The 22,569-nt window shown below is 41.4% G+C and carries 19 protein-coding genes and 4 tRNA genes; 4 read left to right on the top strand and 19 right to left on the bottom strand.

Going from position 1 to position 22,569, the window contains the following annotated elements; all coding sequences use genetic code 11:
• Positions 1 to 47: 47 nt before the first annotated feature.
• The 13 genes from rpoB to OKW21_RS03860 form a co-directional block, all read right to left on the bottom strand.
• The gene (gene rpoB, locus OKW21_RS03920) at positions 48 to 3,923 is read right to left on the bottom strand and encodes a DNA-directed RNA polymerase subunit beta (protein WP_277477497.1); all 3,876 of its coding nucleotides are present in this window, start codon (positions 3,921 to 3,923) and stop codon (positions 48 to 50) included.
• A 175-nt stretch (positions 3,924 to 4,098) separates the two neighbouring features.
• Positions 4,099 to 4,476, bottom strand: a complete 378-nt coding sequence (gene rplL / locus OKW21_RS03915; protein WP_277477495.1) for a 50S ribosomal protein L7/L12 — start codon at positions 4,474 to 4,476, stop codon at positions 4,099 to 4,101.
• 46 nt (positions 4,477 to 4,522) lie between these two features.
• A complete protein-coding gene (gene rplJ, locus OKW21_RS03910) occupies positions 4,523 to 5,056 on the bottom strand; it encodes a 50S ribosomal protein L10 (protein ID WP_277477493.1) in 534 nt (177 codons plus the stop codon).
• Positions 5,057 to 5,058: 2 nt separating this feature from the next.
• On the bottom strand, positions 5,059 to 5,757 hold the full coding sequence (gene rplA / locus OKW21_RS03905) for a 50S ribosomal protein L1 (RefSeq protein ID WP_277477491.1): 699 nt from the start codon (positions 5,755 to 5,757) through the stop codon (positions 5,059 to 5,061).
• Positions 5,758 to 5,769: 12 nt separating this feature from the next.
• The gene (rplK, locus tag OKW21_RS03900; protein ID WP_277477489.1) at positions 5,770 to 6,213 is read right to left on the bottom strand and encodes a 50S ribosomal protein L11; all 444 of its coding nucleotides are present in this window, start codon (positions 6,211 to 6,213) and stop codon (positions 5,770 to 5,772) included.
• A complete protein-coding gene (gene nusG / locus OKW21_RS03895) occupies positions 6,206 to 6,781 on the bottom strand; it encodes a transcription termination/antitermination protein NusG (RefSeq protein WP_277477487.1) in 576 nt (191 codons plus the stop codon). The genes rplK and nusG overlap by 8 nt, the downstream gene beginning before the upstream one ends.
• A gap of 2 nt (positions 6,782 to 6,783) precedes the next feature.
• Positions 6,784 to 6,975, bottom strand: coding sequence for a preprotein translocase subunit SecE (secE, locus tag OKW21_RS03890; protein ID WP_277477484.1), 192 nt, complete (start codon positions 6,973 to 6,975; stop codon positions 6,784 to 6,786).
• Between the two features lie 18 nt (positions 6,976 to 6,993).
• Positions 6,994 to 7,066 (bottom strand) — tRNA-Trp (locus OKW21_RS03885).
• 70 nt (positions 7,067 to 7,136) lie between these two features.
• Positions 7,137 to 8,324, bottom strand: coding sequence for an elongation factor Tu (gene tuf, locus OKW21_RS03880; RefSeq protein ID WP_277477482.1), 1,188 nt, complete (start codon positions 8,322 to 8,324; stop codon positions 7,137 to 7,139).
• Positions 8,325 to 8,388: 64 nt separating this feature from the next.
• Positions 8,389 to 8,460: transfer RNA gene (locus tag OKW21_RS03875), tRNA-Thr, on the bottom strand.
• A gap of 29 nt (positions 8,461 to 8,489) precedes the next feature.
• Positions 8,490 to 8,562: transfer RNA gene (locus OKW21_RS03870), tRNA-Gly, on the bottom strand.
• A 61-nt stretch (positions 8,563 to 8,623) separates the two neighbouring features.
• A tRNA-Tyr gene (locus OKW21_RS03865) sits at positions 8,624 to 8,706 on the bottom strand.
• 136 nt (positions 8,707 to 8,842) lie between these two features.
• Positions 8,843 to 11,404, bottom strand: coding sequence for a M1 family metallopeptidase (locus OKW21_RS03860; RefSeq protein WP_277477480.1), 2,562 nt, complete (start codon positions 11,402 to 11,404; stop codon positions 8,843 to 8,845).
• 65 nt (positions 11,405 to 11,469) lie between these two features.
• Between OKW21_RS03860 and OKW21_RS03855 the strand changes: the two genes are divergently transcribed.
• The 3 genes from OKW21_RS03855 (at position 11,470) to frr (ending at position 13,426) form a co-directional block, all read left to right on the top strand.
• On the top strand, positions 11,470 to 11,973 hold the full coding sequence (locus tag OKW21_RS03855; RefSeq protein WP_277477478.1) for an acyl-CoA carboxylase biotin carboxyl carrier protein subunit: 504 nt from the start codon (positions 11,470 to 11,472) through the stop codon (positions 11,971 to 11,973).
• A gap of 108 nt (positions 11,974 to 12,081) precedes the next feature.
• The gene (gene pyrH / locus OKW21_RS03850; protein ID WP_277477477.1) at positions 12,082 to 12,786 is read left to right on the top strand and encodes a UMP kinase; all 705 of its coding nucleotides are present in this window, start codon (positions 12,082 to 12,084) and stop codon (positions 12,784 to 12,786) included.
• A gap of 76 nt (positions 12,787 to 12,862) precedes the next feature.
• Positions 12,863 to 13,426 (top strand): ribosome recycling factor, encoded by a 564-nt coding sequence (gene frr, locus OKW21_RS03845; RefSeq protein WP_277477475.1) that lies wholly within the window; start codon positions 12,863 to 12,865, stop codon positions 13,424 to 13,426.
• A 6-nt stretch (positions 13,427 to 13,432) separates the two neighbouring features.
• On the opposite strand, the gene nadD is transcribed toward frr, so the two are convergent.
• The 6 genes from nadD to OKW21_RS03815 form a co-directional block, all read right to left on the bottom strand.
• Positions 13,433 to 14,017, bottom strand: a complete 585-nt coding sequence (gene nadD / locus OKW21_RS03840; protein WP_277477473.1) for a nicotinate (nicotinamide) nucleotide adenylyltransferase — start codon at positions 14,015 to 14,017, stop codon at positions 13,433 to 13,435.
• A 36-nt stretch (positions 14,018 to 14,053) separates the two neighbouring features.
• Positions 14,054 to 14,614 (bottom strand): fasciclin domain-containing protein, encoded by a 561-nt coding sequence (locus OKW21_RS03835; protein ID WP_277477470.1) that lies wholly within the window; start codon positions 14,612 to 14,614, stop codon positions 14,054 to 14,056.
• 75 nt (positions 14,615 to 14,689) lie between these two features.
• Positions 14,690 to 17,866: a tetratricopeptide repeat protein gene (locus OKW21_RS03830; protein WP_277477467.1), complete on the bottom strand. Its 3,177-nt coding sequence runs from the start codon at positions 17,864 to 17,866 to the stop codon at positions 14,690 to 14,692.
• A 77-nt stretch (positions 17,867 to 17,943) separates the two neighbouring features.
• Positions 17,944 to 18,975 (bottom strand): DNA polymerase III subunit delta, encoded by a 1,032-nt coding sequence (gene holA, locus OKW21_RS03825; protein ID WP_277477465.1) that lies wholly within the window; start codon positions 18,973 to 18,975, stop codon positions 17,944 to 17,946.
• Between the two features lie 89 nt (positions 18,976 to 19,064).
• Positions 19,065 to 19,322: a (2Fe-2S) ferredoxin domain-containing protein gene (locus OKW21_RS03820; protein WP_277477463.1), complete on the bottom strand. Its 258-nt coding sequence runs from the start codon at positions 19,320 to 19,322 to the stop codon at positions 19,065 to 19,067.
• A 24-nt stretch (positions 19,323 to 19,346) separates the two neighbouring features.
• Positions 19,347 to 20,609, bottom strand: coding sequence for a DUF819 family protein (locus OKW21_RS03815; RefSeq protein WP_277477461.1), 1,263 nt, complete (start codon positions 20,607 to 20,609; stop codon positions 19,347 to 19,349).
• A 184-nt stretch (positions 20,610 to 20,793) separates the two neighbouring features.
• On the opposite strand from OKW21_RS03815, the gene OKW21_RS03810 reads away from it, so the two are divergent.
• Positions 20,794 to 22,545 (top strand): PorP/SprF family type IX secretion system membrane protein, encoded by a 1,752-nt coding sequence (locus tag OKW21_RS03810; protein WP_277477459.1) that lies wholly within the window; start codon positions 20,794 to 20,796, stop codon positions 22,543 to 22,545.
• Positions 22,546 to 22,569: the final 24 nt, after the last annotated feature.

Raw genomic sequence — 22,569 nt, 5'->3', positions numbered from 1 at the left:
GAATGGAAGAAAGCCCATGCTTTTTATGGCATGGGGCATTCAATATTTTAGTCAAGTGTAATTTCAAGTGCCAAACCTCTGAGCTCATGTACAAGTACATTAAATGACTCAGGAATGTTAGGCTTAGGTAGGTTTTCACCTTTCACAATGGCTTCATAAGCCTTAGCTCTACCCACCACATCATCAGACTTGACAGTAAGGATTTCTTGGAGAACGTGTGAAGCTCCGAAAGCTTCTAATGCCCATACTTCCATCTCTCCAAAACGCTGTCCACCAAACTGAGCTTTACCACCGAGTGGCTGCTGGGTGATGAGAGAGTAGGGGCCGATAGAACGCGCATGCATTTTATCATCCACCAAGTGTCCTAATTTCAACATGTAGATAACACCGACAGTTACTTTCTGGTCAAATTTTTCGCCAGATAAGCCATCGTATAGTTCCGCACGACCAAAATCAGGAAGCCCTGCATCTTTGAGTTCTTTGGCCACATCATCTAGTGTGGCTCCGTCAAAGATTGGTGTACTGTACTTTCTACCCAGCTTCAATCCAGCCCAACCTAATACAGTCTCATAGATCTGACCCAGGTTCATACGAGAGGGCACACCTAATGGGTTAAGTACAATGTCAACCGGAGTACCGTCGGCCATAAATGGCATATCTTCTTCACGTACGATTTTGGCTACAACACCTTTGTTTCCGTGACGACCCGCCATTTTATCTCCTACTTTCAGCTTACGCTTTTTAGCAACGTATACTTTAGCTAGCTGAACAATTCCTGCCGGAAGTTCATCACCGACTTCTAAAGTAAAGCGTTCACGCTTGAAATGAGCAGTAAGCTCATTACGAGTCTGGTTGTAATTTTTAACCATCTCAAAAACTAGATGATTTATATGATCATCCTCAGTCCAGTTTTCAATGATTAAATCCGAAATCAGATTCGCTTCTTCAGGTACGTTATAGTTGCTTTCGTCTCTGTAGATATTCTTTTCAGGGAACAGATTATTCTCGATATTCGCTCTGGAGAACTTCATCCCTTTGGATATAATTTCATCTCCAAATTTATGTTTCACACCCTGAGAAGATTTACCTTCCAGAAGACCTACCAATTTATTAATCATGGTAGCTCTTATGCCTAGCAGGTCTTTCTTATATTTTACCTTAAGGTTCTCTACTTCTTTTTTCGCCTTGGCCCGAAGTTCTTTATCTTTTTTAGGGCGAGAGAAAAGTTTGGTATCAATAACTACTCCGCGAAGTGAAGGAGAGGCTTTCAGAGAAGCGTCTTTAACATCACCAGCCTTATCGCCGAATATAGCTCTTAAAAGCTTTTCTTCAGGAGTAGGGTCAGTTTCACCTTTAGGAGTAATTTTTCCAATCAGGATATCACCTTCTTTCACATCTGCGCCTACACGGATGATACCATTCTCATCAAGGTTCTTTACTGCCTCTTCGCTCACGTTGGGGATTTCAGAAGTCAGTTCTTCTTCACCTCTTTTGGTATCTCTCACTTCCAGTTCAAACTCTTCAATGTGAAGAGAAGTAAAGATGTCGTCTCTTACTACTTTTTCAGAAATTACGATAGCATCCTCAAAGTTATACCCTTGCCAAGGCATAAAGGCTACCATCATATTTCTTCCTAGGGCAAGTTCACCATTTTCAGTTGCATAACCTTCACAAAGAGGCTGCCCTTTTTTCACTCTCTCACCTTTCAATACAATGGGCTTAAGATTGACGCAGGTGTCCTGATTTGTTCTACGGAACTTGGTCAGATTATACGTTTTAAGATCCCCGTCAAAGCTGATCAACCTTTGTTCATCAGTAAGGTCATAACGCATTACAATCTTTTGTCCGTCAACATATTCAACCTCACCATTCTCTTCTGCTAATATTAGTGAACGAGAATCTAATGCTACTCTTGCTTCAAGCCCTGTCCCTACGATAGGCGCTTCAGGCTTCAACAATGGTACTGCCTGACGCTGCATGTTGGACCCCATCAATGCACGGTTGGCATCATCATGCTCCAAAAATGGAATCATAGAAGCCGCAACCGATACAATCTGGTTAGGAGCAACGTCCATATATGAAACATTGCCTGGTTCTACTACTGGAAAGTCGCCTTCATAACGAGCCTTTACAGTTTCGTTTATGAATTTACCATTTGTTTCTAGCGGAGCGTTTGCCTGAGCGATATTATGCGTATCCTCTTCTTCAGCCGTCAGATAAAGCACATTACCACTCATGTCTACCTTACCTTCTTCTACTTTCCGATAAGGAGTTTCTATGAATCCCATATGGTTCACTTTAGCGTGTACGCAAAGTGAAGAAATCAGACCAATGTTTGGTCCTTCAGGAGTTTCAATTGTACACAATCTACCGTAGTGAGTATAATGAACGTCCCTTACCTCAAAACCGGCTCTTTCTCTGGATAAACCACCAGGCCCTAATGCCGACATACGACGCTTATGGGTTACTTCAGCCAATGGATTGGTTTGATCCATAAACTGAGAAAGCTGGTTGGTTCCGAAAAATGAGTTGATTACCGAAGACAAGGTACGGGCGTTGATCAAGTCCACTGGCTTGAAATCCTCATTGTCACGCACATTCATTCTTTCTTTAATGGTACGCGCCATACGAGCAAGACCTACACCAAACTGACTGTAAAGCTGCTCTCCTACTGTTCTTACCCTTCTGTTGCTTAAGTGGTCAATATCATCCACTACCGCACGAGAATTGATGAGACCAATAAGATATTTCACAATCTTGATGATGTCTTCAGTGGTCAGCACGCGCACATCTGAATCTATTTCCAGATTCAGCTTTTTGTTGATTCTGTAACGCCCTACTTCACCAAGGTCATAACGTTTATCACTGAAAAACAAGCTCTGAATAATATCGCGTGCAGTCTGTTCATCAGGAGCTTCAGTATTTCTAAGCTGACGGTAAATCTGCTCAACAGCTTCTTTCTCAGAGTTAGAATTGTCTTTCTGAAGGGTATTGTAAATGATAGAATAGTCAGTAATATTCACATCTTCACGGTGAAGAATGATGGAATCAGTACCTGACTCTAGAATAGTATCTATATCTTCCTCGGACAATACCGAATCTCTTTCTAGCAGCACCTCATTCCTGTCAATAGACACCACTTCCCCTGTATCTTCGTCAACAAAGTCTTCTGTCCATGTTCTAAGTACCCGCGCGGCTAGCTTTCTTCCGACATATTGCTTGAGACTTTTTTCTTCAGCTTTTACTTCTTCAGATAGTCCGAACAAGTCTAAGATATCCTTGTCACTACCATAGCCTATGGCACGCAGAAGGGTAGTAACCGGAAACTTTTTCTTTCTATCGATGTAAGCATACATTACTCCGTTTACATCAGTTGCAAACTCTATCCAGGACCCTTTGAAAGGAATAATTCTGGCGGAGTAAAGTTTTGTACCATTCGTATGTTTACTCTGAGCAAAAAATACCCCGGGAGACCTGTGTAGTTGTGATACGATCACTCTTTCAGCACCATTGATAATGAAAGAGCCTTTTTCGGTCATGTAGGGAATATTTCCTAGGAAAACTTCCTGCTCTATGGTTTCAAAATCTTCATTATCTTCATCATTACAAGAAAGACGAAGCTTTGCTTTCAATGGAACAGAGAAGGTCAAACCTCTATCAATACTCTCATCAACAGAATATTTAGGAGGGTCAATGACATAATCAATGAATTCCAAAACAAAGTTTTCGCGAGAATCTGAAATCGGGAAGTTCTCAGAGAAAACTTTGAACAGCCCCTCATTACTTCTTCTTTCAGCGGGCGTCTCAATTTGCAGAAAATCCTTAAATGACTTTACTTGAACATCCAGAAAATCGGGATAGTCAAGTACAGTTTTTATGGAAGCAAAATTGACGCGCTCAGTGGGTTTATATAAATTAGCCAAAGCCTTCTAGTTTTTTTAAGGTTTTATTTGGAATAAAAAAGGTAGTTTTCAAAACTTGCAGGTGCTACCCTGAAAAGTGCAAGGAACCTTTAGACTTAAAAGTATATACAAACAGGAAAAGACCTGACTGAATGGCCAGGCCTAATTGCAAAGCAATCTAGTAATATTTCAATGATTACTTGAGTTCTACTTCTGCACCAGCTTCTTCAAGCTGCTTTTTTAGTCCTTCAGCTTCGTCCTTACTTACACCTTCTTTAATTTCTTTAGGTGCACTGTCTACAAGTTCTTTTGCTTCTTTAAGACCTAAACCAGTTAATTCTTTAACAAGTTTCACAACTGCTAGTTTAGAACCGCCAGGTGACTTCAGCACTACGTCAAATGAAGTCTTTTCTTCCTCGGCAGCAGCATCACCACCTCCACCTGCAACAGCAACAGGAGCAGCGGCTGCAGCTGGCTCAATGCCATATTCCTCTTTTAGGATGGTAGCAAGTTCGTTAACTTCCTTAACTGTAAGGTTAACCAGCTGTTCTGCGAAATCTTTCAAGTCTGCCATTTTAAAACGCTATTTAAATTGATTTGTTTATTACTAAATTAATATACTATCCTTCTCTTTCGGACAATGTTTTTACAATCCCCGCCAGTTTATGCTTTCCACTCTGAAGCGCAGAGATAACATTGGTTGCAGGAGATTGTAATAAAGTGATAATCTCACCAATAAGTTCCTCTTTGGACTTCAATGAGCTTAACATATCCAAATGCTCAGCTCCTATAAATAAATCGCTATCTATAGAAGCGGCTTTGAAAGCAGGCTTTGTAAGCTCTTTATCTTTCTTTTTATATTCTTTAATTATTTTGGCCGGAGCATTACTAACTTCAGGAGAAAACATAATCCCTGAAGTACCTTTTAACGCTTCGTCAAAAGGAGCGTAATCTGTATCTAGTTTCTCCAGCGCCTTTTTGATCAGGGTGTTTTTTACAATTCTGTACTCAACACCTCTTTTATAGCACATTTCACGAAAGTTATTTACCTCAGCAACAGTTAGGCCTCCGGTATCAGCAATGTAAAAATGGCTTGTGTTTTTTAACTTTTCAGCTAATTCTTCTATCAGGACACCTTTTTCTTCTCTAGTCATGATTATAATCCAGCTATACTGTTTTTATCAATTTGGATTCCTTTACTCATCGTACTAGACAAGTAAATTCCTTTTATGTATGTTCCTTTGGTGGAAGCAGGCTTAAGTCTGCTTAATGTCTGAATAACTTCATTAGCATTTTCAGCAATTCTCTGAGCGTCAAAAGAAGCCTTTCCTACGCTGGTATGAATGATACCGAATTTATCTACTTTGAAATCAATCTTACCACCCTTTACTTCCTGTACTGCTTTACCAATATCCATGGTAACTGTACCCGCTTTAGGATTGGGCATTAGTCCGCGAGGTCCTAGCACTCTACCCAGACGACCTACTTTAGCCATTACCGTAGGCATGGTGATGATTACATCTACATCTGTCCATCCACCCTCAATCTTCTGGATATAATCGTCCAGCCCCACATAGTCTGCACCTGCTTCTTTAGCTTCCTCTTCTTTGTCTGGTGTACAAAGGACCAATACTTTCACTTCTTTACCCGTTCCATGAGGTAAAGCTACAACACCTCTAACCATTTGGTCCGCTTTACGAGGATCAACTCCCAGATTAACATCCAAATCTACAGAGGCATCAAAACTTGTAGTGGTAATATCTTTTACCATTGAAGATGCTTCTTCCAGAGAATATGACTTGGTGAAATCATATTTCTTTAAAATATCTGCTTTCTTTTTAGATAACTTAGCCATTTGTCAGTTTTATTAATTATCCCAGGGAGCTTTACCTTTTACTGTGATACCCATACTCTTCGCGGTACCCGCAACCATTTTCATGGCTGACTCAACTTTGAATGCGTTAAGGTCAGGCATTTTGGTTTCAGCTATTTCCTTGACCTGATCCCAACTTACTGAACCCACTTTACTACGGTTGGGCTCGGAAGATCCTTTTTTCTGCTTAGCAGCTTCCAGAAGCATAACTGCCGCCGGAGGCGTTTTGATCACGAAGTCAAAAGACTTGTCAGAGAATATGGTCACTACCACTGGTAATACCTGTCCCTGTTTGTCTTGAGTTCTACCGTTAAATTGCTTGCAGAACTCCATGATATTCAAGCCTTTACTACCAAGCGCCGGACCTACCGGAGGTGAAGGGTTAGCTTGCCCACCCCTTATTTGTAACTTTAAAAATCCAACTATTTCCTTAGCCATTGTTGCTACTATTATCTAATTTCTCTACTTGCATGTAATTAAGTTCCACAGGCGTATTTCTACCAAAGATTTTGACCATCACTTTCAGCTTTTTCCGCTCTTCAAACACTTCCTCTATGTTACCGATAAACCCACTGAAAGGACCATCCATTACCTTCACTTCTTCGCCTACCATATACGGTGTCTCCAGTTTTACTTCATCCTCATCCGTATCTTCAACTTTGCCGAGTATTCTGTTAACTTCACTGGGGCGCAGCGGGATAGGCGTTTTGTCTGCTCCTTTTTCATTAGAGCCCAAAAAACCGATCACATTTGGGATATTGGTGATGGTATCATACACATTTGCTTTCTGCAGATCTGCAGAAATCATGATGTATCCAGGAAAAAAGTTTCTCTCTCTCACTCTTTTCTTACCATTTCTCATCTCCATCACTTTTTCAGATGGAATTAGCACCTGAGGAATATATTCCCCCAGATTGTTAATGGCAATTTCCTTCTCCAGGTACTCCTTTACCTTCCTTTCCTTTCCACTAATAGCCCTAACCACATACCACTTGAAGTCACCCATATTTAAAACGCGTTATAAAACCAAGTCATCGTGTTCTCAAAGCCCAGATCAATTAAACCTATCAATAAGGCGAATATCAAGGAAGCGATCAACACTAAGACAGAGCTTCTTTGCAATGACGAATAATTCGGCCATGTCACCTTATTCTTCATCTCATCATAGGAAGCTTTGACAAACTCAACTAAATTATTCATCTCTTTAGCAATTTATAGCACGGGCGGTAAGATTCGAACTCACGACCTACGGTTTTGGAGACCGTTGCTCTACCAGCTGAGCTACACCCGTATAAGTGTAAAGACTTGACTTTACAGAGTACTCCCTGGAAGCCAAGCCTTTACTGAATATTGTTATAGAATTACTCTATGATGTCAGTAACCTGACCTGCACCAACAGTTCTACCTCCTTCGCGTATCGCAAACCTTAACCCTTTGTCCATTGCAATAGGGCTGATTAACTCAACAGAAATAGAAACGTTATCTCCAGGCATCACCATCTCTACGTTTTCAGGAAGAGATATCTCTCCGGTAACGTCAGTGGTTCTAAAGTAGAACTGAGGACGGTATTTCTTGAAGAAAGGAGTATGACGTCCACCTTCTTCTTTTGACAATACATAAACCTCAGCTTTAAACTTATGGTGAGGAGTAACTGTACCGGGTTTAGCGATAACCATACCTCTTCTGATCTGAGATTTTTCAATACCTCTTAACAAAAGACCTACATTATCTCCAGCCTCTCCACGGTCAAGAATTTTACGGAACATCTCAACACCAGTAATTGTAGACTTAAGGTTTTCAGCACCCATTCCCATAATCTCAACAGGATCACCAGAATTGATAACTCCACGCTCTATTCTACCGGTAGCTACAGTACCACGGCCAGTGATAGAAAATACATCTTCAACAGGCATCAAGAAATCTTTGTCAATAAGACGCTCAGGAAGAGGAATGTGCTCATCAACAGCACTCATCAACTCCATAATTTTCTCAACCCATTTTTCTTCACCATTCAAAGCTCCTAATGCAGAACCCTGAATTACAGGAATATCATCACCAGGGAATTCATAGAACGAAAGCAACTCTCTGATTTCCATTTCTACTAACTCAAGTAGCTCAGGGTCATCAACCAAGTCAACCTTGTTCATGAAAACTACGATAGCAGGCACACCTACCTGACGAGCCAAAAGAATATGCTCTCTGGTCTGAGGCATAGGGCCGTCAGTAGCAGCTACCACCAAAATAGCACCGTCCATCTGCGCAGCACCAGTAACCATGTTCTTAACATAGTCAGCGTGACCTGGGCAGTCAACGTGAGCATAGTGACGATTTTCTGTCTGATACTCTACGTGAGCAGTGTTGATTGTAATACCTCTTTCTTTTTCTTCAGGAGCATTATCAATCGTAGCGAAATCACGGAGGTCAGCCAAACCCTTATCAGCAAGCACTTTTGTGATCGCTGCAGTTAATGTTGTTTTACCGTGATCGACGTGACCAATTGTACCAATGTTCAAGTGTGGTTTAGAACGGTCAAAGGTTGCTTTAGCCATTTTCTAAATAAGTTACAGTTTCAAATAAATTTAAGTCATTAAGGTAATGAACCCACAGCTTTTGAGCCAATGACGGGATTTGAACCCGTGACCTCGTCCTTACCAAGGAAGCGCTCTACCCCTGAGCTACATCGGCTTAAGCAATGCTCAAGCATTACAAGAGAGAGCGGGAGACGGGGGTCGAACCCGCGACCTACAGCTTGGAAGGCTGTCGCTCTACCAACTGAGCTACTCCCGCTTAAAGTTCAAACCAAACAGTTACTTTGAAAGAAAAATTCAAAATAACTATTAAAAACAAGTGGGGAGAGCAGGATTCGAACCTACGAAGTCGTAAGACAACAGATTTACAGTCTGCCCCAGTTGGCCGCTTTGGTATCTCCCCATGATGTGAAAAAACGATTAAAAACAGATTTTTTCACGGATTTAAAACCCCTCTGTTTCTAATGGAAGTGCAAAAGTAAACGCTTTTTTGATTTATTCAAACTTATGCTTTAAAAGAAACAAAAAAAATTCCCTGTTTATGGGATACTTTCGTATATAGAACGTAAGCGCTGGTCTTTTTCCTCTTCTTTGATATTTTGTCTAAGCCTCTGTACTTCTTCTCGATCGTCAAAAAAACTAAGAGAACGATAGGCATTTAGCCGAATGTAATATTTTGGATGCTTTTCAGCATATTCTGCAAGTAAATCAATACCACCTTGCTGGTCTTCCGGAGGCAAATTTATTAAAAATCTGGCAAAATAGTTAAGTAAGTAATATAAAGCTTCATCATTTATTTGTGTAAACTTATCCGAAAACCAGGAATATTTGTCCTGAATTTGATTTTCCACATAATAATCAGCCAACGCTATGACTACATTGAAGTTTGAATACTCTTCATAAGGCGCAAATACTTCTCCTTTGTCATTTGCACCACTTAAGGTATAAGCGGCAATAGAAGAACCGACTACCGCATAAGAACTGTCATTCATTCCCTGTAAATAAACCGCCCTGTATTTATCAGCATCTAAGGCAGCAAGTACCGAGATAGCATCTGCTCGCACCAACGATTTATCATCCTGTCCGGCCATTTGGAGCACCTTATTAACATCCTCTGAGCTCAAAAACTGAGGAAACAATTCCAATGTATTCAGTGCCATCTGCCTGATCATCCAAAATTCGTCATTGAGTGCTTTTTTATATACCTGAGCGACCTCACTTCCTACACTATCCTGCGCTAAAGCTTCCAGTGCTTCCATTCTTTTAATGGGGTTGGAGGCATGCTGATACTGATATGTCCACTCCTGAGGGGTTTTATCGTGATTGATTTCCATAAGTAGGTCTGCCCCGGGGTCAAAAATCATCAGATCAGGATTTTGACTGAGCTCAAAACTCCAGCTTTTCTCTTCTTCATCAACTAAAAGTGAAAACTGTTGAGGCTTATCGTTGACCCAAACTTCCATCTGAAGAGGAATGGTAAATACAGGTGTGATTTCAGTATTCTGTACCTGTTGAATGTTTAGCCGTAGCTTTCCACTATCGTACAGATGTTTAACCTCTAGTTGTGGGTGACCTGAAGCAAGAAACCACTGATTGAAAAACCAGTTCAGATCCTGACCACTTACTTCTTCAAAAGCCAACCTTAAATCATGTATTTCTACCGAAGTATAAGCGTGCTCATTCAGGTAATTGTGTAAAGCTGTGAAAAATGCTTCGTCGCCCAAATACGTTCTGAGCATGTGCAGAATCCTACTGCCCTTGTCATACGAATGACGATCAAACATATCTTCCTGATCCTCATAACGGTAGCGAATGAGATCCACCTGTTTTTCTTCAGCTTCAGCAAAATAATTTTGACCTTGCTCCCAAAGGGTATATTCTCCTTCATTTTTACCGTACTTGTAGTTGCTCCACAGATATTCCGAATATGTAGCGAAAGACTCATTCAAAGGTAAATTTGCCCAGGACTCACAGGTTACCAGGTCACCGAACCAATGATGGAAAAGCTCATGAGCGATTATGTCGTCCCAGTGATAGTCAATAAGTTCTCTGTCATCCACCTGTAGGCTTTCCATAAACACTGAAGCCGTTGTATTTTCCATAGCTCCGGAAACAAAATCACGCACAACCACCTGACTGTACTTAGGCCAGACATACTCTACCCCCAGTAGGTTAGAAAAATACTTCATCATTTCAGGTGTACGACCGAATATATCTCTGGCATAAGGTTCAAAGGCAGGCTCTACATAATAACTTAATTCTTTGTCCTGCCACTGGTCTTCTACAATCGCATAATCTCCTATCGCCATCATGAAGAGGTATGGGGCATGTGGCTGGTCCATTTTCCAGTAATCAGTACGAGTATTATCGTCATTGAATTGAGAAGAGACCAATAGCCCGTTGGAAAGAGTCTTGAAAGCACTATCGACAGTAATGAACATCTCCTGAGTGGTACGCTCATTAGGGGCATCAATAGTAGGAAACCAGCATGAATTTGCCTGAGTTTCTCCTTGTGTCCACACCTGCGTAGGTTTAGGTCCTAGCTGGGTAGAATCAGTACCGATAAAATACAGTCCTTTGTCCTGCGTAATAGCAGCACTTCCCTTCAACTCTATTTCATCCGGCCTTGCGGTATAGAATATTTTGACAAAAAATTCTTCCTGACGACTATATTCACGATCCAGTTGTATATTCAGTTGATAGCCATCGTAATCGTACTCAAGTGTCTTCTCCTGATCATCTTTCCACAACACAAGTTTTTGAATATCAAAGCCTTTAGCATCTAACATCAACCTATCTTTAGGATAAAAATAAGGCTTGAGTTGCAGCGTGGCGATACCTTCCAGCGTATGTGCCAATATATTTGGTTCTACCTCCAGCCTGGTATGTAAGAGATCAAACTCACGGGTGTGAGAAGCACGATAAGGAATTGTTTCTTCTTTGATTTCGTCTATAGGGGGCGTAATGGTATTGCTTTGAAGCGAGTCCTGTCGGAGCGAATCCTGAACATTCACATCATCTTTCCTGGCCTCTAATTGGGTAGATCTACAAGCTAGGTTAAATAACAATAAGCAAATCAAACAAGCACGAAGAAACTGCATGAAGTATGGATTAATAAGAATGAAATGTTAACTTAAACGCGTAATCTAAACCTGACACAAACATAATGCTGCTAAAGGCAAACATCCACGAGCAACAAAAGTACGAAGTTGAACTAAAATCGGAACAAACACTAATCAACAATCAGGATTTTTCCCACAAGCTTTCCTCTCTTACTGAGCATACTTTTCACCTCTTACATGAACATCGCTCATACAAGATTGAAGTCGTAAAATCCGATTACTCCCGGAAAGATTTTTTACTAAAAATCAACGGCAGGCAAATACCGGTAAAATTACAAGACCGTTTTGATCAGTTGATTGAAGCCATGGGGATGCAGGCTGCTGACGAACTTGCTGATAAAGAAATACTTGCGCCTATGCCCGGACTTGTACTACAGTTTCATGTAAATGAAGGCGACGAAGTAAAAAAAGGTTCTCCATTGCTAACATTGGAAGCCATGAAGATGGAAAATGTACTCAAATCCCCCGGAGATGGTAAGGTGGCTAAAATCCATGTGGAAGCAGGAAAAAGTGTAGAGAAAAATCAATTAATGGTAGTATTGGAATGAGTTTTTTTGTCTTAAAAAAGCTATAACTGTCTTTTTTGAAAATCGAGTTCGTTTTGTCTGTCAACTTATTTTTGGTATTTCTATATTTGTCTCTCAAAACCCAATTGAATGAAATATAAAAGAATCCTTTTAAAGCTGAGCGGTGAAGCGCTCATGGGAAGCCAGCAGTACGGTATAGACTCTGACCGGCTTCAGCAATATGCCCAGGAAATCAAAAGGGTAAAAGATGCAGGTGTAGAAATTGCTATCGTGATCGGAGGGGGCAACATATTCAGAGGTGTACAGGCTGAGAAGTCCGGTATGGACCGTGTACAGGGAGATTATATGGGTATGCTGGCTACTGTCATCAACGCCATGGCTTTGCAGAGTGCTTTGGAAAAGATCGGTTTGTATACACGCCTGATGTCAGGGATCAAGATTGAACAGGTTTGTGAGCCGTTCATCCGCAGGAGAGCAGTCCGCCATTTGGAAAAAGGAAGAGTTGTCATCTTCGGCGCAGGTATTGGTAACCCTTATTTTACTACTGACTCTACTGCAAGTCTCCGGGCTATTGAGATAGAAGCAGACGTGGTGCTCAAAGGTACCCGAGTAGATGGAGTGTACACCGCTGACCCTGAGAAAGACCCTAACGCCAAACGTTTTTCCAACATTACCTTTACAGAAGTTTACCAAAAAGGACTGAATGTTATGGATATGACGGCCTTTACCCTTTGTCAGGAAAACAATTTGCCTATCATCGTATTTGATATGAATAAGCCAGGTAACTTGTATAACTTACTCAGCGGTCAGGAAGTAGGCACTTTGATCAATTAAAGGCTTACTACCTTTTTTAAGGTTGATTTAATTTACAATATTTAATACCCACTATTGTTGATTTAATTTTTAAACAATGACTGAAGAAATTCAAATGTACCTTGACGAGGCTGAAGAAAACATGAAAAAAGCCGTAGAGCACGTCATAGGAGAGTTTAAAAAGATCAGGGCAGGAAAAGCACAACCCAACATGCTGGATGGTCTTATGGTTGAATATTATGGAAATAATACCCCCATCAATCAGGTAGCATCTATCACTACACCCGATGCACGTACGGTAATGATAAAGCCCTGGGAAAAAAAGATGGTTAACGAAATCGAACGTGCTATTATCAACTCTGATCTGGGACTTAATCCTCAAAATGATGGAGAGGTAGTTCGGCTTAACATTCCCCCACTTACAGAAGAGAGAAGGAAAAATCTGGTAAAACAGGCAAAAAACGAAGCGGAAAATGGCAAGGTGAGTGTGCGTAATATCAGGAAAGATGCGAATGATTCCATCAAGAAACTATTAAAAGATGGTACTTCCGAAGACGATGTCAAAGAAGGAGAAGATAATGTTCAGGAGCTTACTGATAAATACAGTAACAAGATTGACAGTCTTTTTGAAGAAAAGGACAAAGAAATTATGACCGTCTGATCATCTTTAAAGGTAGAATTTTTTTGCGTTTATATATTCTACCACTCTGTCATGTACCAGATACCTTATAGGCACATCATTTTTGATACTATCTCTGATAAAGGTAGCTGATATATCAATCAAAGGAGCATTAACCATCCTGATATTAGGATGGTTTTTTATTTGCTCCTTTACTTTTTTTTCGTCGGTGTTTGGCCTGGGATAGACTATCATTCCGTAGTGATTAAGGATTTCCTGATAATTTTTCCATTTGTGAAAATGCTTCAGATTATCGCTGCCGAGTACCAGACTGAAATGATGCTGGGGGTAACGGTCTTTCAGATAAGCCAAGGTATCTACAGTATAACTTGGTTTGGGCATGCTGAACTCCACATTGGAAACCCTTAGCTCAAAGTTATCCTCAATAGCCAACTCTACCATTCGCAGGCGGTCTACATCAGATAACAGAGACTTCGCACTCTTGAATGGATTTTGAGGTGATACTACAAACCACACCTGATCTAAGTCAGCATAGCCTCTTATGGTATTCGCAATGATAAGATGTCCAATATGGATCGGGTTAAAAGACCCAAAAAAAAGCCCTACTTTCACCTGAAGCAATTAAATTTCAAAAGATCAGAAGCAAATTTACTCAGGGAAAAGAACTTCGTCAACTATATGTACATAGCCGTTGTCAGCTTCACGGTCGCTGAATACCAGGGCGGCACTATCTAAAGTGAGTGTGCCATCTACTTTAATTACTTTCAAAGGATTGCCATACAGGGGCTTCAGTTCTTTCATATTGGCAATTTCGGTATCGCTATAACTACCTTTCACTACATGGTGCATTAAAATTTTTCTCAATTCCTCACGCTCAACAGAACCTGGAACAGCATCATCATGATTTGGACTTAGCTGATCAAGTGCAAGGTCAGAAGGAGCAAAAAGCGTATATGGTCCTTCCTGAGACAGCAGTGAATCCAAGCCGGTGGCTCTCAAGGCATTATGAAGTATAGCCAAAGCCTGATTATCTCCAACAGTTTGATAGATGTTACCATCTCCTATTCTCAACTCGTTGTCCTCTTTGCCTACCATTACATCTGACTCAAACTCTATATCACTTTTCTCTTCAGGTTCTTCCTTGCTCTTGACACAAGAAACAGTACCAATAATGAGTAGGCTTAATAAAATATGTGCAAAAATTTTCATATCAATATGATTATTCGGATTAAAAAATAGCTCTCTGCTTTTTCAACCTATCAACAATCACATTTGTTAAGAAAACTACTGCTTAGGCCTGTTTTCTTCACTTTTTAGTGTATCTACAGCATTTTCTTCAATAATAATCTGGTTTTCTTCCTCAATTTGCAGGCTGTCCTGCTTCCGTTCTTCAGCCTCTTTTTCTGCTTCCATCTTATCCAGTGCCTGAAGCTTTTGCTCTGCTTGCTCTCTGATAACTGGCAAGGGAGAGTTTTCAATAAGAGAGTTGAGGGTGGCTTTTGCCTGAAAGTTTTCTTCCAGCGCAATGTAGTTTTCAGCAATCAGCAGAAATGATAGTCCCAGCCAGTTCTCATATAATGAAAAATTCTTGTTAAGGTCATAAAGTGTCTCAATAGACTCAGCATAATTTTCCTGATCATATTGAATCAAAGCCATTAAGTATTGTGCCTCAGCACCATACTCATCTTTGGCAGTATTGAGCGTTTTCAGGAAGCTGTCAATGGCTTTCTCATAATTTTTCTTTTCATAAGCTACTTTACCCTGATAGAGCATAGCCATATTTTCAGCCGCTGCGGACACATTTCCCTTCTCCAAAATCAGCTCGGCATAGTGGTTAACTGAATCAAGTAAGCTTTCATTTTCCTGACCTAATGCATAGTAAGAAGTCATCATGCCTGACCAGGCGTTAAACTGCTCCCGTTTATTCTGTGCCATGGCTGCGAGTTGTCCATAATACTGGATAGCATCTCTGTAGTTTTCTCGGCCTTCTTCCAGTTCTGCAATTCGCTGCACTGAGCGGTTCAGACGAGAAGAGCTACCCTCTTCAGCAATGTCATAATAAACTTCTAAAGCTTTATCAATCTGGTCGGAGCGGTAGTAGGACTCAGCGATATAATACTTTGCTTCTCCCACATTAGCATTATCGGGATAGTTATTGATAAAGGCCTGCAAACTGGAAACAGCCTGCTGATACTTTTGGGTGAAGTACAGATTTTTGGCCGACTCAAATTCAATATTGCCCAACTCTTTATCTTCAGGGTTTGCTTCTTTGTAAATCGCCAGATATTCGGAAAAGTCTTCGCTAGCCCCACCCAACGACTGTACTTCCTGCAATCCCAAAAGTGCAGAATTAGCTGTGGTGTGGTTAGTGTAGTTTTTGATAATCTGTTTGTAATCAGCCGAAGCCTGATCATACTTCTGCAAGTTGGTATAGGCCAAAGCCCTCCGCAAATAGGCATAAGGCAACAGATTGCTTTGACTGTTGGACTCCAATAATCTGCTAAAACCACTGATCGCCTGCTGATAGTTACCTTCTTCCAGATAAAGCTGCGCTTGCTGAAAAATCGCATCATCCCGGTAGCGAGAGTCACGATAGCGGTCAACCACCACATCCAGGCTGGCACGGGCCTCATTCATTTTACCTTGAATACCCTGAATTACGCCTTTCTGGTAATAAGCATAACTAATGTCAGGGTTATTCTGACGAATCGCTTTATCATAAGTATTGATGGCCTGACCATAGCTTTTCGTCACATAATATGTATCTGCTAACCTGATGAGCGCATCCTCATAGTTCAGCTTTCTATTAGGATTGCCATTAGATTTCTGCTCTATAATTTGTACATATCGCTCAAAATGCTCTTTTGCTTTGCCATACTCCTTCGTATTATAGTAGGCATAGCCTATGCCATAGCGGGATTTAAGAAAATACATCTCGCTCACCCCTTCCAGGCGTCTTTCATCACCCAAGGCTCTAAATACAGCAGCATAAGCATTGATTGCTTCTTCATATTTTTTACCCACCGAATAGGCTTCACCTTTCCAGAAGTTTGCCCCTGCTACTAACTCACGGTCAATAGGGTATTGCAGAGATTTATCAAACAGCTGTACAGATTCATAATACGCGGCTTGATTAAAAGCCTGGGTGCCGGCATAAAAGCTCACTTTTTGATATGCCTTTCGGACTTGCAAAGTCTTGTTAGGCAGGCTTTCAATAAACTCAATGGCCTGCGCATAATTTTGTGTGTTGAGGTATGCTTCGCTTAGCAGGTCATTTACTTCTATGGTATGCTCACTATTCGGGTAAACCTGCTTGAAATTCTGCAAAGTTTGAACCGCCCTGCCATGTTCATTCAGCGCTACTTGTACTTTCGCTAGCTTAAACATCGCTTCCTCTTTAATCTGAGGACTAAAACTCATGCCAGCGGCATTTTCAAAAGCAGTAGACGCAAAAGTTTCGTTACCCTGCTTTACATACAACAAGCCGAGGTAGTATGAGGAGAACTGACCGATACTGTCTTTACGAGAAGCGATTTGCTTAAAATTATCAATGGCGGGCTGCTCTTTTCCGGTTTTGTACTGAGCAAACGCCAGACGGTACATCATGGGAGCTTCCGGACGGCGTAGTGTAGCGAATTCACTCAAAAAAGGCTCTGCCTTGGCATAATCACCCTGCATAAAGTAAGCCTCTCCTGCCAGCAGCATAATATCAGGCAGGTTCTTAATCTGGTTTCTGCTTGTTCCTGCATCGTCCAGAATGCCTTGAGCATAACGTTGAAGCTGGGCATAATCACCCTGCTTATAATAAATATTTGCAATCAGGTAGGGCACCACCTGAGCATATGACTCTTCCTGCTCAGCTCTTCTCAGATCCCGTAAAGCTTTCTCAAAGTCGCTCTGCTGATAAGCGATATAGCCCGAATAGTAACTGGCTGCACTGGTAAAGGGACTGCTTGAAGCTTTTACCTGATCAAAATAAGGTTTGGCTTCATAAAAGTTTTGCTGCGTAAAATAAGCATAAGCAAGCTTGAAGTTTCGTGTATTTCTCTCTTCCGCGGTGAGATTTTGCGTATCTGTTTTTTCAAAATAAGCGATCGCCTTATCGTAATTTTCGTCTTTGAAATAAAAATTACCCAACTCGTAATTGGCTCTTATGGCTTTAGGATGACTACTATGGGCTTTGACAAACTCTGCCAGTTTGGCTTCGCCATCAGCATTGTAGAGCCTTAGGGCAGCATAAGCGATGTAGTATTCGGCCTCCACAGCCCGTTCACTGTTTTGGTCTGCTTCAAGGTACTCTTCAAATGCTTCACGGGCAGCACTGTACTTTTGTTTATCCAAAAGGTCCAATCCTTTTTGATAAGAAGAGATAGGCTCTACTTCGGCAAGGTACTGCTGGGCCTGCAATTGAGCAGAAAAAGTAAACAGCAGAACAAAAAATAGAAATGATAACTTTTTCACTTGTACGAGCATATGAATACTATAATAAATATATTTCTTAAACGGTTTTACACCTCAAAAATTCTTTAGTCCGGATTTTAATGCATCAAACGAAATACCAGTTCTTTCATAATCTGAGCATCATTTCCAGCACTATTATCTATGCCTTTGGCATGCTGGTCGGCCATGCGCAGGTGATGAATGTTAGCGATTACTTTAGGTAAAGGGTAGTTTACAGCAGCTATTTTATATTCCTTAGCAAAAAAAGGATTAATTTTCAACACGCCTGCCAACGCCCTTTCCGACTTGTCGGAAGACTGATGTACCAATAACAACTTACTAAAAAATGTAAACAGGAGTGCTATTACCGGTATGATGGGATTAGCTTTTTGATTGGCTTCAAAATATTGAATAATACGATTGGCCTTCAATACATCACGTACGGCCAAAGCTTTCTGGAGTTCAAATACATTATACTCCTTGCTGATACCAATATACTTTTGGATAACAGCCGGAGTAATTTCACCCTCCTCATCTCCCTGCCTGAAGTTGATCAGCACTTTTTCAATCTCGTTAGTCAGACGTTTCAGGTTGTTACCGATGTAGTCGGCCAGCATTTGTACAGCCTTATCATCTATCTGAAAACCTTTCTGCTTTATGTATTGTGCAATCCAGTCCGGTAACTGGTTGTCGTACATCTTTTTAGACTCTACCAGCACCCCGAATTTGTCCAGCAATTTGCTCAGGGGTTTTCTGCCATCAATGGTTTTGTACTTATAACAAAAAACCAGAATAGTAGAGGGCATAGGGTTCTTTACATAAGCCTCCATCTGCTGCTGTCCACCCTTGGCGTTTAGATCCTGCACCTCCTGAGCTTCACGTACGATCACCACTTGCCGCTCCGACATCATAGGGTATCGCTTCGCATTATTAAGGACGGTACTTACGTCCACATCCTTGCCGTACATGATAATCTGATTAAAGCCTCGCTCACTTTCTTCCAATACATTTTCCTCAATGTAGTCGGCAATCAGGTCAATATGGTAAGGTTCCTCACCTTGCAGAAAATAAAGAGGAGCATACTGCTTTTCACGTAATGATTTAAGTACAGATTCAGGCGTATGGGGCATTGCTGTTAAGCTTTAACAAATATATTCAGTATCAAAACTTGAGTGTAGCTACAATTTTACAAATAGCTTGGCTAGCTGACCGAAGCTGACTACAACATTGATTTTACTACTTCCAGGGCTTTAGGCACATCCATGGCTGTCATCCATTGTTCTTTGGCAATGATTACCGGTGCCTTTTTGCATTTACCAGTACATTTGGTACCAATCAGTTTGACAGTTTTCTGCTTCTTAGTTCTTTTCAGCTCGCTTTTGATTGCTTTTTGAATATCCTTGCAGCCATTTTTCTTGCAGTCTTTTCCATTGCACACAAAAATAAACTGCTGATGTATCTCTTTTTCTTTGCTCATTTCTTTATACTTTTCATCCTAACATCAAGAACCGGCAACTAATTGCATTAAAATGCCGCAAAGCCAGGCACCATACGTTCCTACGAAATAGCCAAGTACGGCCAACAACACACCTACCGGTGCTAAAGAAGGACTAAAAGCAGAAGCTACCACCGGAGCAGAGGCTGCTCCTCCTACATTAGCCTGACTACCGACAGCAACAAAAAAGAAAGGGGCTTTGATTAATTTAGCGACGATTAGCAAAAAGCTGATATGTACCAGTATCCATATCCCTCCTACCATGAATAAACCAGGGTTGCTCACCACCGTTGTAATATCCATTTGCATCCCGATACTGGCGATCAACACATAAAGAAAAATCGTGGCAAAGCGCGAGGAACCTGCTCCTTCCAGTTTACGGGCTTTGGTAAAGGAGAGAATTAAACCTGCGGTAGTGGCAATTACCACTATCCAGAAAAAGCCTGAAGTCAGGCTGAATTTATTTAATGCAGGGTAGTTAGCTTCCAGAAATGGCGCGATAAGGTCGGAAGCAAAGTGCGAAAAGCCTGTAATTCCGAAAGCAATCGCCAGAATCGTCATGGTATCGGCAGTGGTAGGGATTTTGGCGATGCTGGCTGCATATTCTTCTATCTGTTTTTTTACATAATGAATAGCGGAAGCATCAGCTTTGAAGTAATTATCAATTTTGTCCGCTCTCCCACTCCCGTAAAGTAATACCGCCAGCCACAGGTTGGCCACAATAATATCTACTGCCAGCACCGCTGAAAAAAGATCCGTGCTCGCGCCAAACACTTCCAGCATGGCGGTCTGGTTGGCTCCCCCCCCTATCCAACTTCCCGCGATGGTAGCCAGGCCACGCCAAACAGCATCAGGCCCAGCACCTCCGAGGGTTTCAGGAGAAAATGTGGAGACAATAATCATCGCCAGGGGCCCCCCAATGATAATGCCCAGCGTACCGGCAAAAAACATGATCACAGCCTTAAAACCTAGTCTGGAAATCGCCTTGAGGTCAATGCCCAGGGTAAACAGTATCAAACTGGCGGGCAGTAAATAACGGGAGGACACAAAATACAGGCTGGAATCTTCTCCCGAAATGATATTTAAAGAATTAAGAATAGCGGGAATAAAATAACATAGCAACACTGAGGGGACATAAGTGTAAAACTTTTGCCAGAAAGGATTTCTACTGGCCGATGTACGAAATACCAATGCCAGAATTATAAAGAGAATCCCCAGAACAACTGCATCATTCGTGAAAAAAGGAGTTTCTTCTACTACTTGTTCCATAAGCGGTTTTTGATTGCTCAAAACTAAGCTTTTCGGAATGAGTAACGAAAAAATGCCTGGATTTTGTTTTTCTTCAATTCAGGGCAGAATAATTCATTGGTAAGTTCATGGCTTAAGTCAAAATTTTAGCTTGTTGATCTTTGCTAGTTTTGTTTCTGAGAAAGTATGCAGAGATGAAGCCCCAATGAGAAAGACTGTCATCATATTTTTATTTCTACTCATCAGTATCTGTACCTCAGAGGCTCAGCGCATGCCTTATTTTGCTCACTACTATAACAATCCCTATCTTTACAATCCTGCTTACGCCGGTTATGACAAGCATACTGTTTTTTACCTTACTCACCGTCAGCAGTGGTATGGGGTAGAGGGAGCACCCGTCAGTTCCCAACTCAGCTTTCATTCCCCCTTAGGCAATGCCAATCCCATTTTCATCGGTGCTGATATCGTGGATGACCGCATCGGAGCCTTAAAGCACAATGCGGTGAAGTTCTCACTGGCTTATATGATTCCTCTTTCCTCCGAACATGAGCACTACATCAAAACAGCTTTCTCAGCAGGTATAGGCATGCATACTTATGACCTGGTCGGCATGGACATCGGAGATGATCTCGTATTGCAGGCAGCCCTGGCGAACCAAACTTTTCTGGATGGTCGTTTTGGCTTCAAATATCATAACCGCGGATTCAACCTGAGTGTAGCTTTACCCCATCTTTTCACTCCCCCTCCCATGTTGATTGATGGCTTCAGCGATATAAATTTTGATCAGTTCAGCCGCATGATCTTCAGTACACATTATCGCTTCAACTTTAATGAGGAGGGTACTACAGCCTTTGAGCCTACAGTATTATATCATTATTCTAGCCTGGAATCCAGCCAGCTAGAAGCATTAGGTATATTCTACTTTAATGACTCTTTCTGGGCGGGTGGCGGCTACCAACAGCAAAGTGGGTTCAGCGGAACTGCTGGCTTTAAAGTAAAAAACCTAAAATTCAGCTATGCCTACAGCACTGGCGGAAGTAAAATATCAGCCTATGGAGCGGGGACACATGAATTACAGTTAGGGTTGGTAATCGGCAAGAAGAAAGAAGTACTTAAAAGGAAGCCCCGACTTTCTACTCAAAATACCATTGATGATATTCCAGACGAAGCCCTCTTGGAGAAACATGCCAAAAGTCAGGAGAAATCACAGCGCAAGCGGAAAAAGAAGAAAAAAGAAGAAGTACCTGACAGAAAGAAAGTTAATCCGACTTCCGGCATTACCATCATTGAAAACGAACCTTCTGTTAATGATACGCCTGAGGTGTCAGAAAATGCAGACCACAATGATCATATTATTATTGAAGAGCATTCAAGAGCTAATGAAACTGAACAAAAAGAACTTACTCCTTCGGTAGCAGATGAAGCAAGTACTCCTGCCCGGGAGAAGCCGCAGCAAGAAAGTAATTACGAAGACCTGCGATTTGATTCTTTTGAAAATACTTCAGAAAATAAAGGCGTAATTCAATTGGGCAAGCATACGAATACTTCAGCTCCCGCTAAAAATACTGCCAGGCCTGAAGCTATTGAGTCAAAGCCTGCTTTGTCTACTCCTGCCCAAACTCAGGAGCAAGAAGAGGTCGAGGAAAAGCAGGAAATAGCGTGGAATAATTCTCCTTTTGAAGAAGCTCAAGCTGCAGAAGATGCTCACTCTCTGGCCATGAAAGGTGGTTTTTACATCATCGCCGGGACATTCTCCACCCAGGATAATGCAGAAAAGATGGTGGGTCAGTTGACTCAACAAGGTTTCTTCCCTGAAATTGGCTACCATAGCGAGAAAAAATACTTTTACGTGCATGTCTACCAGTCCTCTGATAAAGATCAGGTTATCAAGGAGTTGGAAAGGCTTAAACAAAACGCTTCTTTTCAGCAATCCTGGATACTCACCGTAGCACCTTGATGGTGTTTTGATCAGCTTTTTTTA

The organism is Catalinimonas alkaloidigena, assembly GCF_029504655.1.
Classification (GTDB): Bacteria; Bacteroidota; Bacteroidia; order Cytophagales; family Cyclobacteriaceae; genus Catalinimonas; species Catalinimonas alkaloidigena.
This window is presented reverse-complemented; position numbering and strand designations above follow the sequence as displayed.

What these genes read in the sequence shown, in the direction of transcription:
- pyrH (WP_277477477.1), top strand. Translation starts at nt 12,082, where the DNA reads ATGAAATATAAAAGAATCCTTTTAAAGCTGAGCGGTGAAGCGCTCATG.
- frr (WP_277477475.1), top strand. Translation starts at nt 12,863, where the DNA reads ATGACTGAAGAAATTCAAATGTACCTTGACGAGGCTGAAGAAAACATG.
- secE (WP_277477484.1), bottom strand. Translation starts at nt 6,975, where the DNA reads ATGAATAATTTAGTTGAGTTTGTCAAAGCTTCCTATGATGAGATGAAG.
- OKW21_RS03820 (WP_277477463.1), bottom strand. Translation starts at nt 19,322, where the DNA reads ATGAGCAAAGAAAAAGAGATACATCAGCAGTTTATTTTTGTGTGCAAT.
- OKW21_RS03855 (WP_277477478.1), top strand. Translation starts at nt 11,470, where the DNA reads ATGCTGCTAAAGGCAAACATCCACGAGCAACAAAAGTACGAAGTTGAA.
- rplK (WP_277477489.1), bottom strand. Translation starts at nt 6,213, where the DNA reads ATGGCTAAGGAAATAGTTGGATTTTTAAAGTTACAAATAAGGGGTGGG.
- nusG (WP_277477487.1), bottom strand. Translation starts at nt 6,781, where the DNA reads ATGGGTGACTTCAAGTGGTATGTGGTTAGGGCTATTAGTGGAAAGGAA.
- OKW21_RS03860 (WP_277477480.1), bottom strand. Translation starts at nt 11,404, where the DNA reads ATGCAGTTTCTTCGTGCTTGTTTGATTTGCTTATTGTTATTTAACCTA.
- OKW21_RS03835 (WP_277477470.1), bottom strand. Translation starts at nt 14,614, where the DNA reads ATGAAAATTTTTGCACATATTTTATTAAGCCTACTCATTATTGGTACT.
- tuf (WP_277477482.1), bottom strand. Translation starts at nt 8,324, where the DNA reads ATGGCTAAAGCAACCTTTGACCGTTCTAAACCACACTTGAACATTGGT.
- rplA (WP_277477491.1), bottom strand. Translation starts at nt 5,757, where the DNA reads ATGGCTAAGTTATCTAAAAAGAAAGCAGATATTTTAAAGAAATATGAT.
- rplJ (WP_277477493.1), bottom strand. Translation starts at nt 5,056, where the DNA reads ATGACTAGAGAAGAAAAAGGTGTCCTGATAGAAGAATTAGCTGAAAAG.
- rplL (WP_277477495.1), bottom strand. Translation starts at nt 4,476, where the DNA reads ATGGCAGACTTGAAAGATTTCGCAGAACAGCTGGTTAACCTTACAGTT.
- holA (WP_277477465.1), bottom strand. Translation starts at nt 18,975, where the DNA reads ATGCCCCATACGCCTGAATCTGTACTTAAATCATTACGTGAAAAGCAG.
- OKW21_RS03810 (WP_277477459.1), top strand. Translation starts at nt 20,794, where the DNA reads ATGAGAAAGACTGTCATCATATTTTTATTTCTACTCATCAGTATCTGT.
- OKW21_RS03815 (WP_277477461.1), bottom strand. Translation starts at nt 20,609, where the DNA reads ATGGAACAAGTAGTAGAAGAAACTCCTTTTTTCACGAATGATGCAGTT.